16 protein-coding genes are annotated in these 18,838 nt (G+C 59.4%); 9 read left to right on the top strand and 7 right to left on the bottom strand.

From position 1 onward, the window contains the following. The 7 genes from AC1DVF_RS14635 (at window position 1) to AC1DVF_RS14605 (ending at window position 7,504) form a co-directional block, all read left to right on the top strand. Complete coding sequence (locus AC1DVF_RS14635) at window positions 1-2,451, top strand: alpha/beta hydrolase (protein WP_477782658.1); 2,451 nt, start codon at window positions 1-3, stop codon at window positions 2,449-2,451. Next, window positions 2,448-3,176 carry a hypothetical protein gene (locus AC1DVF_RS14630; protein ID WP_477782657.1) on the top strand — a complete coding sequence of 243 codons (729 nt, stop codon included), beginning with the start codon at window positions 2,448-2,450 and terminating at the stop codon, window positions 3,174-3,176. Before AC1DVF_RS14635 ends, AC1DVF_RS14630 begins: the two co-directional genes overlap by 4 nt. 88 nt (window positions 3,177-3,264) lie before the next feature. Beyond that, window positions 3,265-3,720 carry a hypothetical protein gene (locus tag AC1DVF_RS14625; RefSeq protein ID WP_049802143.1) on the top strand — a complete coding sequence of 152 codons (456 nt, stop codon included), beginning with the start codon at window positions 3,265-3,267 and terminating at the stop codon, window positions 3,718-3,720. Between the two features lie 4 nt (window positions 3,721-3,724). Next, complete coding sequence (locus tag AC1DVF_RS14620; protein WP_477782656.1) at window positions 3,725-4,588, top strand: tetratricopeptide repeat protein; 864 nt, start codon at window positions 3,725-3,727, stop codon at window positions 4,586-4,588. After that, window positions 4,585-5,346: a lysozyme inhibitor LprI family protein gene (locus AC1DVF_RS14615; protein WP_238156312.1), complete on the top strand. Its 762-nt coding sequence runs from the start codon at window positions 4,585-4,587 to the stop codon at window positions 5,344-5,346. Before AC1DVF_RS14620 ends, AC1DVF_RS14615 begins: the two co-directional genes overlap by 4 nt. A 54-nt stretch (window positions 5,347-5,400) precedes the next feature. Beyond that, window positions 5,401-6,387 carry a hypothetical protein gene (locus AC1DVF_RS14610; RefSeq protein WP_477782676.1) on the top strand — a complete coding sequence of 329 codons (987 nt, stop codon included), beginning with the start codon at window positions 5,401-5,403 and terminating at the stop codon, window positions 6,385-6,387. Between the two features lie 97 nt (window positions 6,388-6,484). Beyond that, window positions 6,485-7,504, top strand: coding sequence for a hypothetical protein (locus tag AC1DVF_RS14605; protein ID WP_477782655.1), 1,020 nt, complete (start codon window positions 6,485-6,487; stop codon window positions 7,502-7,504). Between the two features lie 62 nt (window positions 7,505-7,566). Here AC1DVF_RS14605 and AC1DVF_RS14600 read toward each other — a convergent pair whose 3' ends face one another. Then, complete coding sequence (locus AC1DVF_RS14600; protein WP_477782654.1) at window positions 7,567-7,938, bottom strand: DUF6124 family protein; 372 nt, start codon at window positions 7,936-7,938, stop codon at window positions 7,567-7,569. A 584-nt stretch (window positions 7,939-8,522) separates the two neighbouring features. Here AC1DVF_RS14600 and AC1DVF_RS14595 point away from each other — a divergent pair. Then, window positions 8,523-8,906, top strand: a complete 384-nt coding sequence (locus tag AC1DVF_RS14595) for a hypothetical protein (RefSeq protein ID WP_007920327.1) — start codon at window positions 8,523-8,525, stop codon at window positions 8,904-8,906. 192 nt (window positions 8,907-9,098) lie between these two features. Continuing rightward, the gene (locus tag AC1DVF_RS14590) at window positions 9,099-11,711 is read left to right on the top strand and encodes a hypothetical protein (protein ID WP_477782653.1); all 2,613 of its coding nucleotides are present in this window, start codon (window positions 9,099-9,101) and stop codon (window positions 11,709-11,711) included. 64 nt (window positions 11,712-11,775) lie between these two features. Here the strand turns inward: AC1DVF_RS14590 and AC1DVF_RS14585 are convergent, their stop codons facing one another. From AC1DVF_RS14585 to exbB, 6 genes are all read right to left on the bottom strand, one after another. Further along, window positions 11,776-13,176, bottom strand: a complete 1,401-nt coding sequence (locus tag AC1DVF_RS14585) for an aminoacyl-tRNA deacylase and HDOD domain-containing protein (RefSeq protein ID WP_016985804.1) — start codon at window positions 13,174-13,176, stop codon at window positions 11,776-11,778. A gap of 79 nt (window positions 13,177-13,255) precedes the next feature. After that, the gene (gene recG / locus AC1DVF_RS14580) at window positions 13,256-15,331 is read right to left on the bottom strand and encodes an ATP-dependent DNA helicase RecG (protein ID WP_116254237.1); all 2,076 of its coding nucleotides are present in this window, start codon (window positions 15,329-15,331) and stop codon (window positions 13,256-13,258) included. Between the two features lie 9 nt (window positions 15,332-15,340). Beyond that, window positions 15,341-16,270, bottom strand: a complete 930-nt coding sequence (locus AC1DVF_RS14575; protein ID WP_007920331.1) for a hydrogen peroxide-inducible genes activator — start codon at window positions 16,268-16,270, stop codon at window positions 15,341-15,343. Window positions 16,271-16,546: 276 nt separating this feature from the next. Next, complete coding sequence (locus AC1DVF_RS14570) at window positions 16,547-17,293, bottom strand: energy transducer TonB family protein (RefSeq protein ID WP_477782652.1); 747 nt, start codon at window positions 17,291-17,293, stop codon at window positions 16,547-16,549. Next, window positions 17,290-17,718 carry a TonB system transport protein ExbD gene (gene exbD, locus AC1DVF_RS14565; RefSeq protein WP_007920333.1) on the bottom strand — a complete coding sequence of 143 codons (429 nt, stop codon included), beginning with the start codon at window positions 17,716-17,718 and terminating at the stop codon, window positions 17,290-17,292. The genes AC1DVF_RS14570 and exbD overlap by 4 nt, the downstream gene beginning before the upstream one ends. Window positions 17,719-17,724: 6 nt before the next feature. Continuing rightward, complete coding sequence (gene exbB / locus AC1DVF_RS14560; protein WP_099757518.1) at window positions 17,725-18,684, bottom strand: tonB-system energizer ExbB; 960 nt, start codon at window positions 18,682-18,684, stop codon at window positions 17,725-17,727. Window positions 18,685-18,838: the final 154 nt, after the last annotated feature.

Below are 18,838 nucleotides of genomic sequence, written 5' to 3'. Positions count from 1 at the left end.
ATGAGCAAGCCGTTGATGTACCTGCTGGCCGGCAACGGCAGCGCTGCCGATTGGTGGGATGACGCGCTGCCGCACTTTCAGCGCTACGACGTGGTGCCGCTGGAGTTGCCGGGCTTCGGCGCCAATCCGCTGCCACCCTGCGAGGATCTGGCGGACTACGCGCAGACCTTGTTGGCGATGACGCAGAAGGGCAGCGCGATCATGGCAGTCGGGGTCAATGCGTTGCTTGTATTGCATGCGTTGCAGCATCGGCCCGGACACTTTTCCCGCAGCGTTTTGTTGGCGCCGGTCGGTGCGTTTTTGTGGCAGCGTCGATTGCCGGCGCTGATGTCACCGCTGCCGATCCGCAAGACCATCCACTGGCTGCTGTCGAACAAGCCCAAGCTGTTCGCCCGCAAGTTCTCCAACCAGACCTGGACGCCCGCGCAGTACCAGCGCATGGGCGCCGGCTATGCGCGCTGCCGTGCGTTCGTGCCGCACTGGGATCTGATTCGCGCCGATACCGCGTTGCCGCTGCTGGAGTGGATCACCGATCCGGTCGAGCTGGTTTGGGGCGATCAGGACGCGGTGCTCGGCATCGAGCAAGCGGCGGCATGGTCGGCGATTCTCGCCCGCGCCGACCTGACCATCAGCCTCAAACCCGGTTGGGGTCATTACCCGTGGATCGACTCGCCCGCGCAGTTCGCGCAGTGGCTGGAGTCGGGCGAGCGCGGGTTTGTCGCGCACACCAAGGGCGGGCGTTTGCGCTTGGCTGAACTGGCGCGGCAAGCGGTGCCGGCGGCGCTGATTCTCAACGATTGCACTGACCCGCGTCTGCCGGCATTTCTCGCCGCCCAACCTGATGTGACCTGGGCGGTGCGCTCCTCCAGTTACGGTGAAGATCAGGCCGACTCGGCGAATGCCGGTTTGAGCACCACCTATCTGCGCGAACCGACCGCCAATGTGCCGAAACGCATTGCCGAACTGACGGCCGAAGGCGTCGAGGAAGTGGTGGTGCAACGCTTCATCACGCCGGTCGTTTCGGGGATTGCGTTCGTGCGCCATCTCTCGGTAGAACTCGAATGGGTTGAAGGCCATCTCGAATCGCTGGCCGACGGTCACGCCAGCCCCTCGCGGGCAACGCTTTCGAGGCTCGGCGATGCTTGGCGCAGCGGCACGTTCACGCCGTCCCACGGTTTGACCGAAGACCTGCTCTGGCGCTTTCTGCAAGACGTGCTGCGCGTGTTCCACTACGTGCCCGGCGACGTCGAATGGGCCTGGGATGGCTCGCAACTCTGGCTCCTGCAATACCGGCCGATCAGCGACTACGGCTGGCGCCGGCACCTGACCGCCGCGAACATCGCCGAGATCCTGCCGCCGCAACCGAGCGTACTGGTGGAGTACGCCCAGCGCCGCGCAGCCGCGAGTATCCCGGCGATCATGGCGCGTTGGGATGCGCGGGTGTTGCAGGACAACGAGCCGTTCACCGCAGTGTTCGGCGGCGCGTCCTATATCAACAATGATCTGTTTCTTGCCCGGCTGGCCGACTGGGGCATCAGCGCCGATAACTACGCCGGTGAAGTCGGTGGCGCTACTCCGCATTTGCCATGGCAACCGCTGAAGATGCTGCGATCGTTGCCGCTGTTTTTGCGTATGCAACGCAAGGCCCGCAGCCATTTGCTGAACCTTGAAAATGGTTTGCAGCGCTTTGATCGGGAGCTGGCCGAACTCGTCGCCCAAGCTGCCGATGGTCAGCAATTGGCGGACTGGTTCACCCGGTTTTACGTGTTCGTGGTGCAAGGCAATCTGTGCATTGCCACGGCGCTGGCCAGCAGTGGCGGTGATTGGCTGGGTCGCCCGCCGACCGCTTACGACAACCTTGAAAACAGCCCGCATCGATTGCCGTGGGAAACTGATCCGGCCACCCCTCGACCCGCGTCGAGCGAACTGCCGCTACAGCCATTCCCGCAATGGCCAAGTCTGATCCGCCTCGCGCATTCGACCGGCCTACCGGGCCTGCGCGGTTACTACCTGCAAGTGCGCGAGTGGTATCGCGACAACCTGATGCGCATCTTCTTTCGTCTGCACCACGCCATGCCGCTGGCGGATCGCGAGCACTGGTTTGCACCGCACCCCGATGTGCGCACCCGCGACGGCAGCTTCTGGCAGGACGGTCGCGAAGGTGCGGAGCAGGCCACCGGGTTCATGATTTATCCGGGGCAGGTGCGGGGCATCCTCGGCGCCGACATCCTGCTCGAAGACACCCTTGATCCGGGGCGGCATGCGCACTATCAAGCGGCGCGGGCGGTGATTGCGCGAATGGGTGGGCGGTTGTCGCATGGCTCGACGTTGCTGCGGGAATTGCGCAAGCCATCGGCGGTGATACCGCAGGTTGATCAGGCGTGGTTGGGGTGTGAGGTGTTGTATCGGGATGGTGAGTTGGAATTGATCAATTCGAAGGATGCGAAGTGAAACTACGATACCTCCGCGCATTGATCTTTGGTCTGGTCGCGTTTTTACAGGTGGAGTATGTGACTGCCGCAGGTCCTGTATTGGTCGGTAACGAACCCSGCCAGTCGCCGGTTGCGCAAGGCCCGACCGAGGCAGTTGTAGACATGGGTCCGTGTCGGTTCTCCATGCCGCTGCTGCAGAACCAATGGCTGAAGTTCGACGATTTCTATTCGGTATTTATCGCAGCCAAACAACTGCCCAAACCGTCCAGCGCCCCCAGCTTGTGGCAAGCGCAGACGTCGAGTGGTGCCGACTGGCACTTCGAGAAACACGGTGACCTGAGCCAGCCGTGGTTTGGTTTGATGTGTGAAAACTCGGAGAACTTTTCGCTTCTCACCGACTGGAAACCCCCGGTAGACGATGCGTTTGCGGTGCAAGTCCTGCGTGACGACAACGACCGCAGGTGTCCGGCGACTCGTACCGATCAGGGCTGGGTGCCCAACTCTCTGGCGGGTCGTGCGAACACCTACACCTTCGAACAATGGGGTGGGGAGAACTCTTCGGGTTTCATCTTCGGTTTCCACGACAAGTCACGACGGCACATTACCCGCATCGCTTTTTGCCTGCTGAGGGGCAAAGACGTGCTGATCGGCTCGGCGGAATCGGGTTCATCCACCCCATTGGCGATCAGCAACGAAGGGTTCGAGCAAATCAGGAAAGCGGTGCGCGGCATTGCCTTCGAATGAACACACCCACAATGACTTGCGTCGATGGAGCTACAGCGTGAAAGGATTTTCGGTTCTTCTCGGCAGCTTGATATTGGCTGCCGCGTCCATGGCATTCGCTGCCGATCCAACCTTCAAGGATTACACCGTCACGCCAGTTTTCACCGGCCCCAACCATAAGCTGGTGCCGCAAGAAAACAGCAGCCCAATGATGGATCAGGCACGGGTGCAAGCCCTGAAAGGCAAGGTCAACTTCGCCGGCCATTACATCCTGCACAGGCTCGGCTGTGGCGGCAGCGCCATTTGCGGCGAAGTGCTGGACGCCCAGACCGGTGAAGTGGTTGGCGGTCTGCCGAATGCTTACGACGGCAGCACCTTCGGCATGGTTTACCAGCCCGACAGCCGTTTGATCATCGTGTCCGGCATCACGCTCGACGGCGAAGAAGATGCGCAGGGGAATGCTTTGGAAAGCGGCAACCGGGACCGTTACTACGAATTTGTGAACAACGAATTCCGGCTGCTGAGCATGACCGACGTGGAATCGTCGCCGATGGATGAGGAGTGAGTGGATGAACCGTCTTCTCGCGGGCAGCCTTAAGTGGTTGATGATTGTCATGAGCCTGACAGCTTCAGCCAATGCCTTGTCTGAAAATATTCAGATCGTGGGGGTTGGCGGGCACTTAGTGACATTGAAGGACAAGACATGGGGCAGGCCTGCTGCGGAGGCGGCGGTTGCCTCGTTTACCGCCAATGGAAAAACGTTTCCCCTCTATGTACCCGCGGTGGGTACTGAAACGCATGAGGCTTGGTTAAGTCCCGACAAGAAAACATTGCTCCTCCTTCAGACTCTGTATGGCGTTGTCATTGGCCAGGAGGGTGAAGAAATCCCAACAGAGGAAACTGGTTGCGGGGTCATTTCGATGGAGACCGGTTGCGTGCTCAGTCAGCCTGCAGCCAGGTTTTGCTACGGCAAGTGGGAGGGCAATCGGTGGACTTCCGGGGAAGAGGATGCGCCTGACCTCGTCCTGCAGACGCCGTCTCCAAAGGACTTATTGAAGCAGGTCTCAAATATTGAGATGCCGCAATCTCGCGTGGAAGAACTCGCATTCAATCTTCGCACTATAAGTCCAGAGTCCTATATGGCTTGTCACCCACCAGCGCGCAATGTTCAAGCTTTTAACGACTTGGCCTTCTATTTGGCCGAGGGCGGTAGAGATGAGTTGGCGCTGAAGTTTTATCGCGGCGTTGAGGCCGTTGGTAAACGCACGGTGCTGATGTTGAACATCGCCGATTCACTCTGGCGCCTCGATCGTACAGACGAAGCGCAACGCTATTACAGTCAGTACCGCGACGCGATGAGCGCCGACGGCAAGGCGCAGAAAGTTCCGCAACGAGTCATTGAGCGAACTGCACATCAAGGAATGAAAAATTGAACAGGATTGTCCGCTTTATCGCGTTACCTCTTGGGATGCTATGCGCGTTATATGCGCACGCCGAGGACGAATGCGAAGTCATTACCTCTAGCTTGGAATTTAATCAATGCGTGGCGGCCGAACTTAAGCGGGCCGACGCCAACCTCAATGCCAGCTACAAAAAGCTGATGGCAAGGTTTGAGGTTCAGCAAAAACGCGACCCTGAACAGGGCAAGGCTTTCATGGCCATCGCCAGAGAGTCACAGCGTGCGTGGATCAAGTTGCGCGATACCACATGCCCGCTCGAAGCCACGGATATCGACCCTGATACGGCGCTTCACTCTACAACCGTCGATAGCTGCATCATCAGAATGAGCCTGGAACGCGCTGCATATCTGGACAGGATCGTGGCAGATGACTCGGGTGATGTGGTTGATATGAATAAGGTGTCCAGATCCGGCGCGAAGCGTTACCAGGATGTAGTCGCGCGCTATCTCTACTCGTTCGACAACCCATGCTTGACGGTCCAAATTCTCGCGCCTGACGGTGGATGGCGAGTGTTGTCATTGACGCGGTTCTGCAGTTTTGACGGCAAGTCATTCCAGTCCGGTTACGCCGATGCTGGATTCGAGGCCCCTGTATTTACAGATGACGGTCTGCACCTGACGTTAAGCACTACGGAGCTTCGCGCGCCCGGTGAGAAGCGTCGCGCCTGTGTGATTCCGATCAAGAACGAGCAAATAAAAGCGCTGAAATGTGGCGAACCTGAGTCATCGTGATGCCCTCGCGCTAGTTATTGAAGATTGATCAATTCGTCGATCGACAAGGAAGTAATGGAAGTGAACAGGTTTTCAAGTTGTGTGTGCTTGCTCGCATCGATCATCGGTTTTACCGCGCAAACGGCAACGGCGGATGACCTGCAAACCATCAAGCAAATGCATCCGCCGGTGGTGGCAACGGTGGGCGGGCAGAAGATCACCGTGTTGTTCTTGAAGAACACACTCAAAGGTCAGACGACAGGTGCCTACGTTCCCGGTGGGGAGGTTTTCTACACGACAATGAGTGCCACGAGGCCAGAACTCTCGTTTGTGGCGCCGCTCGTGGGTGATGAAGTCGCATCGGTGTTTTTTTTCGAACGCAAATTCCCTGAGCGAGCGGGGAAGTCCCTTTACGTGCTCATGAGGCAAAAAGAGGCAAACGGTGGTTTCGAAGGCTACACCTATTGGACGCTGGAATTGCCACTCATCAAGCAGGGCGAACAGTTGTCGTTGCGGTTTTTTCGCGGTGATCCACCAGACCCCGAATTGCAGGATTGCCGAGACGGCCGAGACCTTGAAAACGGCGTCGATGTTGTGTGTGCCTACAAGGATGCAACTAGTATCAAAAAGCGTCTGGCAGACCTTGATGCAAAAATCATTGCCGATTCGAAACTGCAACAGGAGATCCGCCAGAAAGCGTTAAAGATCGACGGTGAAGTGTGTCCCTCGCCCGACTTTTCAACATTCCTCTCAGCCTTCTCTGATCGCGCGGAGTTGCAGAAAGCCTTCGTCCTACAGCCGCTGAAAATGGTCACAACCGTGGCCGGCGACCCCGAGCCCGAGATGCAAAAAAACAGTCTCAGCGGTGATCAGCTCAAGTTCCCAATAATCCCGGATCTGGCGAAGCGAGAGGCCCAGGGCCTGACGTTGACCGTCAAGGAAGAGCAGGGTGATCACGCCGTCGCCATCCTGCAGAAACCGGATACCGATTATGTATTCGAGTATCGGTTTGTTCGTGGGCAATGCTGGTGGCTCGAAGAAGTGATGGATTACTCGCTTTGAAACAGGTGGCAAGTTGAAAAGATTAGGCTTGATCGCGTTATTGCTGTGTTCTTTCTCTGTGGGGGCAGGGCCGATGTTCCCGTCACTCGAGTCTTGCATGGCCGCCGACAGCGACTGTGCGCTGGCGCTGAAAGACGATTTCCTTGTAGACGCTAAGTCCGGGCAACGTCTCTCCGAAAGGCCGGTATCGGCCGGAGCGATGAGTGTTTTCTGGCTGTATCGAGATGGCGAGCGCTACATCCTGGAGGAGGAAAACTCCTCACAGGCGAAGTCGCGTCGCTGGCTGGTATTCACCTACGACAGCGGAAAAGTGGTGCTCGACGGCGCTTATGTTTTCTCGATCGACATTGATATGAACACCGGGCCCTATTGGCATGGCTACGACTGCCGAGGTGATGCCAAGCCGTTCGCCGTGCCCACGAAAGATCCGTTCAATGATGTCGCTTTGGAGGAGTTGTGCGGGGAGGCCGAAGGCTGGGTCGTCTCGGGTCGGAATACCGAGGTGCCGGTGTCTGCCAATGGGCTGGCCGTCAGTGTTCCCGTGTACCACGCCCGCAACCGTGACGGTTCAGCGACGTACCTGTTTACTGAAAGTGATGTTCCGGAGCTTTCGACGCTGGTGTGTTTGTCCAATTGCGCCGATGTCACTCAAATACCAGAACGCGTCTCGCAAGAAACAGCGCCTTTGAAGGGCGGGCAGGATGGAACGTTGTGTTCAGATGACGAAGACATTTACTTCAGTTGCCCGTTGGAGGGTGGTAAGACGGTTTCCGTTTGTGCACGGGGAAACAACAAGCCCACGGCCGGTTTTGTTCAGTACCGTTACGGCGTGCCGAGCAAAATAGAGATGGTCTATCCGAAGACGGCTTTGCCGCCCAAGGGCAAATTCTTTGTCGTGAACGCTTCGGAAGGCAGCGTGAACTTGAACATCATCAAGTTCAAAAACGGTGCTTATACCTACCTCGTTAATCAAGCCTTTCTGAGTTATCTGACGGTGCTCAAGGACGACAAGGCGGTGTTCCGGCAGTATTGCGGTGAGGGAGGGAATGCCTACATAAACCGGGCGGCGCTCCAGGGGTTGGAAACGCGCCCAAAAAGCGCAGAGGACTTTCGCTAGTTTTTGTTATCGAGATTTAGAAAAGGGGACTTAACGTCCCCTTTTTTCATCCTCAAATCTCGCTACGGCTTGGCCGCCACGCTTCGCACTTCAATCTGGTCGAGCGTCCCTTCCACCATCAATCTCACCCCGTCCGCCATTCTGCTCAGGGCCAGTGCCACCGAGCGGCGGGAGCCGTGGAGATCGTCGGCGAGGTCACAGGCGATGACGCTGATGGACAGTAGGTCTTCGGAGGCGTTGGCCATGAGGGCTTCGGCGTCGGTGCCGGGAGAGAGTTTGAAGAGGCCGTTTTCACGTTTGGGATGTGGTTCGACGGATGGTTTGAAATGGTGGTCGAGGGCGCGTTCGGCGGCTTCGTGGAATTTCTTTGATTCCAGGGTTTCGTAGGGCGAAACGTCTGTGTTTTCGGGGGGATTGGGTGTTGGTTTGATCATTCGGTCTTACTCCAGTTTAAGGAGCCGACACCGTTTCGCTCGCACTTCGAAAGTGGTGGCAGCTGTGCATAGGTGTGCAAGACCGGTGGAGTAACCCGGCAGACCCGAAGGCCTCCCATACACAGCCGCCATAACGATCCGCGAGCATAGGAAAACGCTCGGCGAATTGCCATAACCAATGTGTACTCCAACCGGACTTGCACGTCCGTATCGCCAATCTGCGGCGACACACGGAGCCTATCGATAGCCGGCCAACTCGCCTAGTTCACGCACAGCACCGCACTTTGCAGGAAATTTCCCATAGATTCGCGGGGCGGAAGATCAAAAGATCGCAGGCTTCGCCGGCTCCTACAGGGATGTGTTTCAACAGGTGTAGGAAAGGTGAGTGGTGAGACGCAGAGCGTCTCGGGATGCATTCCCACGCGGAGCGTGGGAACGATCAGTCGGCGAGCGCTGAATCGTGACTTGGCGGTCATCGTGCGGGAATTGGTCTGCATCCTCTTCCAACAGTGTCAGATACTGGCGTTATCGTCCGAATCCCTTACACTGCCTCGGCCGTTCATTTTCCTTTTGAGGCTGTGCGCATGAAATTTCGTTTTCTTCTGTGGATGATGGGTTTGTTGATGGGTAAGGCCAGCCGGACAAATCCTGCGTTCCAGCAGCAGTTGGGTGACAAGGATCTGGTGTTTCAGCTGCAGACGCTGGATGGGAAAGTGGCGCGGCATTTCGTGGTCAAGGATCAGCGCATCACCAGCAAGTCTGGCGTGGTCGCAGAGCCGGCGTTTGCGATTGCGTTTAAAGATGCCGGTTATGGCTTTGCGACGATGCAGGCGAAGAACAAGCAGTTGGCGTTTATGCAGGGCATTCAGGACAAGTCGATCCAGCTTAAGGGCAACCCTGCGCTAGTGATGTGGTTTCAAGGGTTGATGAAGTATTTGAAACCAAGAAAGGCGAAGGCTAAAGCTTAGGAAGTCGCTGGCTAGAACAAACCCATGCACGCGCACTGAATAACGGTGCGCTTGTCTTGTAAGGCCATTACTCAGGCTCGCAAAGACAGCCGAACTGTCATTTCTATCAGGTGTTTTGTGCACAGGCGCGATGCTCTACTCAAGTTCCAGTTCCGGCATTAAGGGACTTAACTGACTTGATGGAGCAAGCTCATGACGCAGACACACAGTATTTCGATCCCTAGGTCTCTCGATCCGACATTTGCTAAGGATGGTGTGTTGACCTTACCGATACCTGGTATCGCGGGCGACGAAGCGGCGGCGGTCCTGGCGCTCCCCGATGCAAAATTACTCGTTGCGATACCTTTAACGGGAGCGAATGCCCCGGTTGCCATTGCGATGCTGAATGACGACGGTTCGCTGGACGAAACCTTTGGTCCCGCGCGCAGAGGTTTTGTTGAAATAGCGCTGGAAGGTGCTCGGATCAGCTATGTATCCGGTCTCGATGCGCTTGAGGATGATGGTTGGCTGATACACCTTCAATATTCCTCGACTACCTCCAATGACGTTGGCCTTGCACTGGTCCGCCTGAAAAATACCGGTGAACTGAACGAAGCGTTCGGCACCAACGGCATGCGGTTTATCTCCCATTACGGCAATCCCCATCCCGCTAGCGTGCCGCGTGAGGCAAGTCACCCGAACACCGGATCCTCACAGACTGCCCACCTCCCATCACGATCAACGGCCCGGCAGGTGGATGGCAAAATCGTCCTGCTCCATTTCGTGTTTTTTGATGATGCACCACTGCCTGCGGGTGTTGTGATTCGTCTGCTAGCGGATGGCTCACTCGATCAATCATTCAACGGTTCGGGCTATGTGGTTGTGGATGTCGCCACATCGAATAACGTCTACGGCATCGCCATTCAAGCCGATGGCAAGGTGCTGGTCTGCGGTTCATACCAGGACGGATCAGGAGGTCGTGGAGTTTTTCTGACGCGTCTGGACGCCAGTGGCGCGCCGGACAGTCAATTCAACAACGGTGTGGCCGTGTTGATGCCCGATGATGAAGGCGAGAGTTTTCTGCAGTCGATTTCGGTACGTGAAGGCGATGGCAGGATTATCGTCGCGGGCCAAGCCCAGCGTGGTGGTCTCGACGGCGGGTTGATCGCTGCATTCACGACCAGCGGCGCGGCCAACCTTGTGTTCAATGGTGGCAAGCCGCTGTTTTCGCCGTTACTAAAAGGGTTGGCATGGACGCACACCTCGCAGGTGGGTGGTTCGATCGCTGTTGTCGGTCAGGGTGAATCAGCCATGGTAACGGCGCGTTTCCTTGCTGATGGAAAACCGGATACGGCTTTCAACGGTACGGGGCATGCGCTGTTTGAAGACAGCGCAGGGGCAGCCTTTGCGCGAGGTTTGGCCGTCATGGGGGACGGCCGGATCGTGGTGTGCATCGAACTCTCCGTCCATTCTGATCTTCCCAACGTCCCTGGGCGTTTCGTGCGCTATGTGGCGGGCACGCCATCCTTGAATAACGATCCGACCTTCGGCGACGGTGGCATCCTCAGATTTCCATTCCCCGGATTCTCGGGATATGACGTCAGGGCGCTGCTGGCGCTGCCGCAAAACAAATTGCTGGTTGCCGTTCGCCTTTCAACGCCCGGTACACCTACGCGGATCGTTCGTCTGCTTGAAGACGGTGCTCTCGACTCAGCTTTCGGTGGAGAAGGCTCCGGCTACGTCGAGATCAGGCTGAAAGAAAATTTTTTCATGAGCCGGATCCTCGGGTTTACACCGCTGAGCGATGGCGGCTGGCTGGTTCGTGCTCAGTACACGGAAGAGGGCGCGAATAACTCGACGGGCCTGGTGCTGGTCAGACAGCGCGAGGACGGGCAACTGCAGACGTCTTTCGGGGAACAAGGTGTGCTCTATCTTCCCTACGCGAAGATGGGCGGCGGCGGATATACCGGGGTGGTGCAAGCGTCTGCCAGCGGTGCCGCAGGGGCTGGCGCAGCAGGGATGGTCGCTCAACAACTGGACGAAAAAATCGTCGTGGTCAGTAACGTTGAGGATGCTTCCCGCCGGACAAAAGGTATCGTTCTGAGGTTCGAGCCGAATGGCTCACCCGATACGACCTTCAACGGCACGGGCTTTGCGTTCGTAGAGCTTGCAGATATTTCGCCTTTGGACATCGTTGCGCAGGCGGCCGCGACCCAGGCTGACGGCGCCGTGGTGATCTGCGGCAATTACTTTGCGGTGAGTGCGCATGGCGCCTTCGTTACTCGTTTCGACGCTACGGGTAAGGTTGACACACGCTTTGGAGTCAACGGAGCGGTGAACGTGCCCCTCGATCAATGGATCAGCCTGGACGTTGCGGCAATCGTCGACGACAAGATTGTTGTGGCCGGCGGTGCGGCGGTGGAGGGCGTCTCTCAGGGCTTGATTGCGGTGCTCAATCTCAGCGGCTCCTACAATCGGGTGTTCAATGATGGTCAACCACTGATTTCGTCACCTGTGTCCCAAGGCGTCAGATGGTTGCATTGCGTGCCGCGTACGGACGGTTCAGTCATCGTTTGCGGTAACAGTGGCACTGGCGCGCTTGATGAGAATCTCAGCGCGGTCACCGCACGCTTTCTGGCGGATGGTTCTCCAGACTCCTCTTTCTTTGGTTCGGGATTTACCGTTTTCAATGAAAGCGCGGGTTTCGAATACCCCCACGGCATGGCGGTAATGGACGATGGGCGCATCGTGGTGGGCGGAGTGTATTTCACCGACTCTGGGTACGATAAAGGCTGGGTGATCCGTTACCTGGACAAGTCGGCTTAAGCCGCAGGTTGGCCCATCGCGGGCAAGCGTCGCTCCAACTGGAGGTCGCTTGCCCGCTTTGCATTCAGGCCTGGCTGAACTGCGAAGCCAGTTCGCGCAGCAGCACTTCAGCCTCAAGCACTTTGCTAACCACGTCATTGGCCTTGTCGCGGGTCAGGCCCACACGCTCAAGCAGCGCGTCGGGGATGTCTTCATCCGGACCGGAGCCAATCCCGCGGCTGCGCAGCAGGCGCACAGCCAGGCAAACGAGGTTCGGGTATTCAGCATAAGCGCCGTCGTAGCTTGGGTCGTGCTGGAAGCGCAGAGCGGTGGCCAGTTCATCGGGCATGTCCCAGTAGCGCATCAGCCACGAGCCGATCTGTTCACGGCTGATACCGAGCAGGTGTTGCTCGATGTAGCTGTGGCACAGGTGCGGGTTGACCTCCAGGTGGCGGCAGATCAGCGAGAAGTGCGGCGGAAAGACGTGGGCCAGCAGCAGGTAACCGAAGTTGTGCAGCAGACCGGCCAGATACGTCAGGCCRGCTTCCGGGCGCTGGGCGCGCGGCATGGCGCGGGTCAGGCCTTCGATGACGGCGGCGGTGTAGATCGACTGCTGCCAGTACGGCGTGGTGTGTTGCGGGTGGTCTTTGGGCAGGCTCAGGGTCTTGCCGAGGGCCAGGCCCAGCGCAAGGTTGATCACCAGATCGAAGCCGAGCACGCGGACGATCGCGTCTTCCACCGAACGAATCTTGCCCGGCGAGGCGTAGTACGGCGACGCCGCCCAGCTCACCACTTGCGCGGCCAGCGCCGGGTCGGTTTCAACCACGCCGGTGATGTCGTCGATGGTGGCGTTGGGGTCGACGCGCAGTTTGATGATTTTTTGTGCGGTTTCGGCCAGCGGCGGAATCTCGATGGTCGCTTCCAGACGTTGCTGAATGCGCCGCGCGGTGAACGCTTGCACGGCCTGGGTGATTTCCTCGCGGTCATCGTCCGGGCGGTCGAGGTTCGGACGGATGCTGCTCAGCGCTTCGCCGAAGTTGGCGGCGCTGGCCTTGGTCAGCATGGTCTTGAAGTCTTCGCTGGCGATTTCCAGCAGCAGGCCCGGCTCACCGGAGTTGATCAGCAACTTCGGTTCGCGCAGCAGGCTTTCTTCGTAGAGGCATGGCGAACTGGTCAGCGCCGGCAGGCCCGGCAACAGGCTCAGGCTGTGTTTGCCGAGCATCTTTTCCAAGCGCTCGGTCGACACAGCGGTGAGGCGCCGGCCCGTCAGTTCGGCGAGGCGATTGAGGTCGAGCAATTGGCTCTGTGGAAACAGCACCATCAGCGCGCCGACGGCGTCGTCCAGCAACACGGCTTGTACCTTGCGCGATGCATTGAGGCCGTGGTGGTCGAGCACTTCTTCGTAGGCGATGCCCAGCTTGCCTAGCAGCAGCCGAATGACAGACGGCGCGTGCGGGGATTCGGGGGCGAGAGCGGCTTCGGTCATGGTCTGTATCCGTTTTTGAAACAATGGCAGGAGTATAACCAGCTTGATCAGAACGATCTGTCAGAAACTGCGACGGTGCTCACACTTGGCCGTATTGCTGCCCGTGGCGCAGCCAGCGATCGAGTAATGGGCTGACGTGGGTTGGCCAGCGTTCCAGCAAGGCTTGCGCGGCGTCGCGGACGGCGGGCAGCAGGTCGGCGTCGCGCATCAGGTCGGCGACCTTGAATTGCAGCAGGCCGGTCTGGCGGGTGCCGAGCATTTCGCCGGGACCGCGCAGTTCGAGGTCTTTTTCGGCGATGACGAAGCCGTCGTTGGTCTCGCGCATGATGCCCAGGCGCTGGCGTCCGATCTGTGACAGCGGCGGATGGTAGAGCAGCACGCAATGGCTGGCGGCGCTGCCCCGGCCAACGCGGCCGCGCAACTGGTGCAGTTGCGCGAGGCCGAGGCGCTCGGGGTTTTCGATGATCATCAGGCTGGCGTTGGGTACGTCGACGCCGACTTCGATCACGGTGGTCGCGACCAGCAGTTGCAGGTTACCGGCCTTGAATTCGGCCATGACGGCGGCCTTCTCGACGGGTTTCATGCGCCCGTGAATCAGCCCGACTTTCAGTTCGCCGAGGGCAAGAGTGAGGTCTTCAAACGTGGTTTCGGCGGCCTGACAGGTCAGCTCTTCGGATTCTTCAATCAGCGTGCATACCCAATAGGCCTGACGGCCTTCGGCGCAGGCACCGCGCACGCGTTCGATGACTTCGACGCGGCGGGTGTCGGTGACCAGCACGGTGTTGACCGGGGTGCGCCCGGGCGGCAGTTCGTCGAGGATCGAGGTGTCGAGGTCGGCGTAGGCACTCATCGCCAGCGTCCGCGGAATCGGCGTGGCAGTCATGATCAGTTGGTGCGGGCACATGCGCCCACCGACGCCTTTCTGTCGCAGCGCCAGACGTTGCTGCACGCCGAAGCGATGCTGTTCGTCGATGATCACCAGCGCGAGGTTCTTGAACTGCACTTCGTCCTGGAACAGCGCGTGGGTACCGACCACCATCGGCGTGCCGCTGGCGATCTGCTCCAGCGCGGCGACGCGGTTCTTGCCCTTGAGCTTGCCGGCCAGCCAAGCGACGTCTATGCCCAGCGGTTCGAGCCAGCGCTTGAAGGTGATGAAGTGCTGTTCGGCGAGGATCTCGGTTGGCGCCATCAGCGCGACTTGATAACCGGCCTCCAGCGCTTGCAGTGCCGCAAGGGCGGCGACCACGGTTTTGCCCGCGCCGACGTCGCCCTGAATCAGCCGCAGCATCGGTTCGTGCTGGCTGAGGTCGTAGGCGATTTCGTTGCCGACACGCTGTTGCGCGCCGGTCGGGTTGAAGCCGAGGTTGGCCAGATATTTCGGCGGCAGCTTCGTCGCTTTCGGCATCGCTGGCGCGCGCAGCGAACGCATGCTTTCGCGCAGACGCTGTTGCGACAGTTGATGGGTCAGCAGTTCTTCGAAAGCGAGGCGATGTTGCGCCCAGTGATGACCGAGGGCGAGTTCGTCGACGTCGGCGTCGGCGGGCGGGTTGTGCAGGTAGCGGATCGCATCGGCCAGCGGCGCCAGTTGATAGTCGCGCGCCAGCTCGGTCGGCAACCAGTCGGGCAGGGTGTCTGGCTTGAGCATGGTCAGCGTTTGCATGCACAACTGACGCAGACGTGCTTGGGTCAGGCCTTCGGTGAGCGGATAGACCGGGGTCAGGGTTTCATCCACGGGCGGCGGTTCGTCACCGGTAATGGCGCGATATTCCGGGTGGTAGATTTCCAGGCCGGACGCACCGGGCCGGGCTTCGCCGTAGCAGCGAACCCGCGTGCCGCGTTTGAGGCCTTCTTTCTGTGCGTTGCTGAAATGGTAGAAGCGCAGGCTGAGTCCGCCAGTGCCGTCCTGCAGGCGTACGACCAGGCTGCGGCGTCGGCCCATGACCACATCGGCGCCGCTGACGGTGCCTTCGACCACGGCGTCCTGCCCCGGCCGCAGAGCGCCGATCGGCACTACGCGGGTGCGATCCTGATAACGCAGCGGCAGGTGAAACAGCACGTCCTGAAGATTCTCCAGACCGACCTTGGCCAATTTCTCGGCCATGGCTTCGCCGACACCCTTGAGTGCCGTCACCGACACTTGCGACAGCTCCGTCATGACGCTCGCTTAACCGGCTGTAACCGGTGCCGCTGGCTTGGCCACCGAACACAGGCGAATGGAGTCGGCGAGGATCTCGATGGCTTTTGGCCGTGGGAAGCTCGCGCGCCAGGCAATGGCCACGGTGCGGAACGGCACCGGCGGCGACAGTGGGCGCACTTCGATCACGCCCGGGGCGTAGTGATGGCTGTCGACCGCCGACAACGGCAGGATCGAGATGCCCAGACCGGACGCGACCATGTGGCGGATGGTTTCCAGCGAGCTGGATTCAACCGTGGTGTGCTTGGCGCCATCGTTGCCCTTGGTCAGGGTCGGGCAGGCTTCCAGCACTTGGTCGCGGAAGCAGTGGCCTTCGCCGAGCAGCAGCAGGCTCTTGTCGTTGAGCAGGCCGGCGTCGATGGTTTCTTTTTGCGTCCACGGGTGCTGCGCCGGCATCAGGACGTAGAACGGCTCGTCGTAGAGCGGCAGGGTCAGCACGTCGGCTTCGTTGAACGGCAGGGCGATGATGATCGCGTCGAGCTCGCCGTTGCGCAGTTTGTCGCGCAGCACGTGGGTGAAGTTTTCTTCGATGTACAACGGCATCTGCGGGGCGACCCGGTGCAGTTGCGGAATCAGGTGCGGGAACAGGTACGGGCCGACGGTGTAGATCGCGCCGACTTTCAGCGGTGCGGTCAGCTGGTTCTTGCCGGCCTGGGCCAGTTCGCGGATGCCTTGCGCTTGCTCGAGGACTTTCTGCGCCTGGGCGACGATGCCTTCGCCGACCGGGGTCAGGCGCACGGCGCTTTTGCTGCGCTCGAAAATCAGCACACCGAGTTCGTCTTCAAGCTTTTTCACGCCCACCGACAGGGTCGGCTGGCTGACGTGGCAACGTTCGGCGGCGTGGCCGAAATGCTGCTCTTGGGCGAGGGTAACGATGTAGCGTAATTCTGTGAGGGTCATAGCAAGCGTCCATGAAGATGCGGGCCAAGCATACCGGCTGCAATCGATAGACGCACGTTATCAGACTGAGTGTGGAATGCGACACCGGGCAATGTCGGTTTGCCGTTGCCAGATATGCAAAAGGCACCTTTCGGTGCCTCTCTCTTGATTTAACGGTCGACTCATAACCCATGTGGGAGCGAGCCTGCTCGCGAAAGCGGTGGGTCAGACAAGCATGTGCTGACTGACACGACCTCTTCGCGAGCAGGCTCGCTCCACAGGGTATTGCGGTGTTGCTTAGCGGCGGCGTTCGAGGGAGTACACAAACGGCGCCACAATTTCGATCGAGCCATTGGTCAACATGTCGGCCGGTGGCTTGGGCAGCGGCTGCGCACGACGGATCATTTCCAGGGTAGCCCGGTCCAGATCGGCGTTGCCTGAGCGGCCCACCAGTTCAAACGACAACACGTTGCCTTCGGCATCGACTACAAAACGCAGGCGGTTCAAGCCTTCCTTGCCCCGTGCCTGTGCACTTTGCGGGTACTTCTTGTACTTGGCCAAATGCGCAAGCAGAGTGCCTTGCCAACTGGCCTTGGCTGCCAACTGTGCCGGCGAGGGGCCGGGCGCCGGTGCAGCGGATTTCTCCGTCGGTGCCGGGGTCGGTAGTGTATCGGCCGGTTTCTCCTCGGAAGGTTTTTCCTTCGGTGGATCAGGCAGCTTCTTCTCGACCGGCTTCGGCGGTTTAGGCTTTGGCTTCGGCTTGGGTTTCTGCACCGCGATTTCAGCTTTCGGTGCTTCGGCCAACTTCGGAATCGGCAACTCTTCAACCGGAGCCGGTGGCTGCGGCGGTGTGACGACTTTCGGCGGAGCAGGCGGTGGCGGGGCTGGAACCGGGGCCAGCTCGACCATCATTGCCTGTGGGGGCAATTCGATGGGCGGGCGGGCGGTCCAGTTCAGTGCCAGCGCGATGGCCAGCGCATGCACGCCCAGCACCACGGCCAGGCTACCGCTGTAACGCGTCAGCTTATGGCGCGTCGTGATCATTTCTTGGCTGCCGTCTCAAGTCCGACCAGGCCGACCTTCAGGTAACCGGCGGAGCGTAGCTTGTCCATCACGCTCATCAGGTCGCCGTAATCCACGCCTTTATCAGCCTGGAAGAAGATAGTGGTGTCTTTCTTGCCCTGAGTCTTGGCGTCGAGCACGGCGCCAAGGGTTTCGGCTTTCACTTCGTCGTCGCCGATGTACAGGCGCTGGTCAGCTTTGACGCTGAGGAACACCGGCTTCTCTGGCCTTGGCGCCGGTTTGGCGGTCGAGGCCGGCAGGTCGACTTTGATGTCCACGGTGGCCAACGGAGCGGCCACCATGAAGATGATCAACAGCACCAGCATCACGTCGATGAACGGCGTGACGTTGATTTCGTGGTTCTCGGCCAGATCGTCGTCTGCGCCTTCTTTCAAATGCAGGCCCATGGCCGATTACCCCACTTTCACCATGTGCGGTTGCGAGCTGCGCTCAGGCTGGTGATCGAGGTCGCGGCTGACCAGCAGCAGAACTTCTGCCGACGCGTCGGAAACCTGCGCCTTGTAACCGGCGATGGAACGGGCGAAGACGTTGTAGATCACTACCGCAGGAATCGCCGCAACCAGACCCAATGCAGTGGCCAGCAGCGCTTCAGCAATACCGGGCGCTACGACAGCAAGGTTGGTGGTCTGGGTTTTGGCGATGCCGATGAAGGAGTTCATGATCCCCCACACGGTACCGAACAGGCCGACGAACGGCGCGGTGGAACCGATGGTGGCGAGGACGCCGGTGCCGCTGCTCATGTTGCGACCGCAGGCCGCTACCAGACGCTCGAGGCGGAAGCTCACGCGTTCCTTGATGCCTTCTTTCTCGCGGCTGTTGACCGACAAGCGCATCTCTTCGAGGGCGTCGTGCACCAACAGGTTGGCGAGGGTGCCTTCCTTGCCGGCGGTGGCGCTGGCTTCTTTAAGGGTGGTGGCTTTTTTCAGAGCGGCGATTTCGCCACGCAGACGACGTTTGGCGCCCATCAGCTCGAAGCCTTTGGCGATCCAGATGGTCCAGGTGATGATCGAAGCGATGGCCAGACCGATCATCACGATTTTCACGATGATGTCGGCGTTCTGGTACATGCCCCACGGCGACAGGTCGTGGGCCATGCCCAGGCTGTTGTCCGCTTCGAGAACTTCAGGTACGTCGGCAGCGTCTACCGCTTGCACTGGATCAGTGGCAGCGGGAGCAGCGGCAGGCGCGTTGGCGGCCGGTGCGTGCTGTTCGGTCGCGGCCGGGGCTGCTGGCGCTTGTGCGTCGGCGAACGCGGCGGTCGGTGCCAGCATCATGCTGAGCAGCAGAGCCGCCAGCGCGCTCCAGGCGCGAGGTCGATTGGTTGGCGAAGCGGGGATTTGATTGCGTGTCATGCTGGCCGGACCTGAGATAGAAAAACGTTGATGCTCTTCCAGGCCTCGTGAGGCCGAGAACAAAAGTGAGGTGCATTATTGCAAGTAATTCTTGTTAACAAAAGTAATAGAGTATCTTTTTTTCCTTCATTGCTAGCCGCCCGTCCTTTGCCAG

It is taken from the genome of Pseudomonas sp. P4_D7, from assembly GCF_056401755.1.
The sequence above is the reverse complement of the archived record's forward strand: the minus strand, read 5'-3'. Positions and strand labels throughout refer to the sequence as shown.

Coding starts and splice junctions, on each gene's coding strand:
- AC1DVF_RS14625 (WP_049802143.1), top strand. CDS start 3,265: ATGGCATTCGCTGCCGATCCAACCTTCAAGGATTACACCGTCACGCCA.
- AC1DVF_RS14570 (WP_477782652.1), bottom strand. CDS start 17,293: ATGATCACGACGCGCCATAAGCTGACGCGTTACAGCGGTAGCCTGGCC.
- exbD (WP_007920333.1), bottom strand. CDS start 17,718: ATGGGCCTGCATTTGAAAGAAGGCGCAGACGACGATCTGGCCGAGAAC.
- AC1DVF_RS14595 (WP_007920327.1), top strand. CDS start 8,523: ATGAAATTTCGTTTTCTTCTGTGGATGATGGGTTTGTTGATGGGTAAG.
- recG (WP_116254237.1), bottom strand. CDS start 15,331: ATGACGGAGCTGTCGCAAGTGTCGGTGACGGCACTCAAGGGTGTCGGC.
- AC1DVF_RS14620 (WP_477782656.1), top strand. CDS start 3,725: ATGAACCGTCTTCTCGCGGGCAGCCTTAAGTGGTTGATGATTGTCATG.
- AC1DVF_RS14600 (WP_477782654.1), bottom strand. CDS start 7,938: ATGATCAAACCAACACCCAATCCCCCCGAAAACACAGACGTTTCGCCC.
- AC1DVF_RS14605 (WP_477782655.1), top strand. CDS start 6,485: ATGGCCGCCGACAGCGACTGTGCGCTGGCGCTGAAAGACGATTTCCTT.
- exbB (WP_099757518.1), bottom strand. CDS start 18,684: ATGACACGCAATCAAATCCCCGCTTCGCCAACCAATCGACCTCGCGCC.
- AC1DVF_RS14590 (WP_477782653.1), top strand. CDS start 9,099: ATGACGCAGACACACAGTATTTCGATCCCTAGGTCTCTCGATCCGACA.
- AC1DVF_RS14610 (WP_477782676.1), top strand. CDS start 5,401: ATGGAAGTGAACAGGTTTTCAAGTTGTGTGTGCTTGCTCGCATCGATC.
- AC1DVF_RS14635 (WP_477782658.1), top strand. CDS start 1: ATGAGCAAGCCGTTGATGTACCTGCTGGCCGGCAACGGCAGCGCTGCC.
- AC1DVF_RS14575 (WP_007920331.1), bottom strand. CDS start 16,270: ATGACCCTCACAGAATTACGCTACATCGTTACCCTCGCCCAAGAGCAG.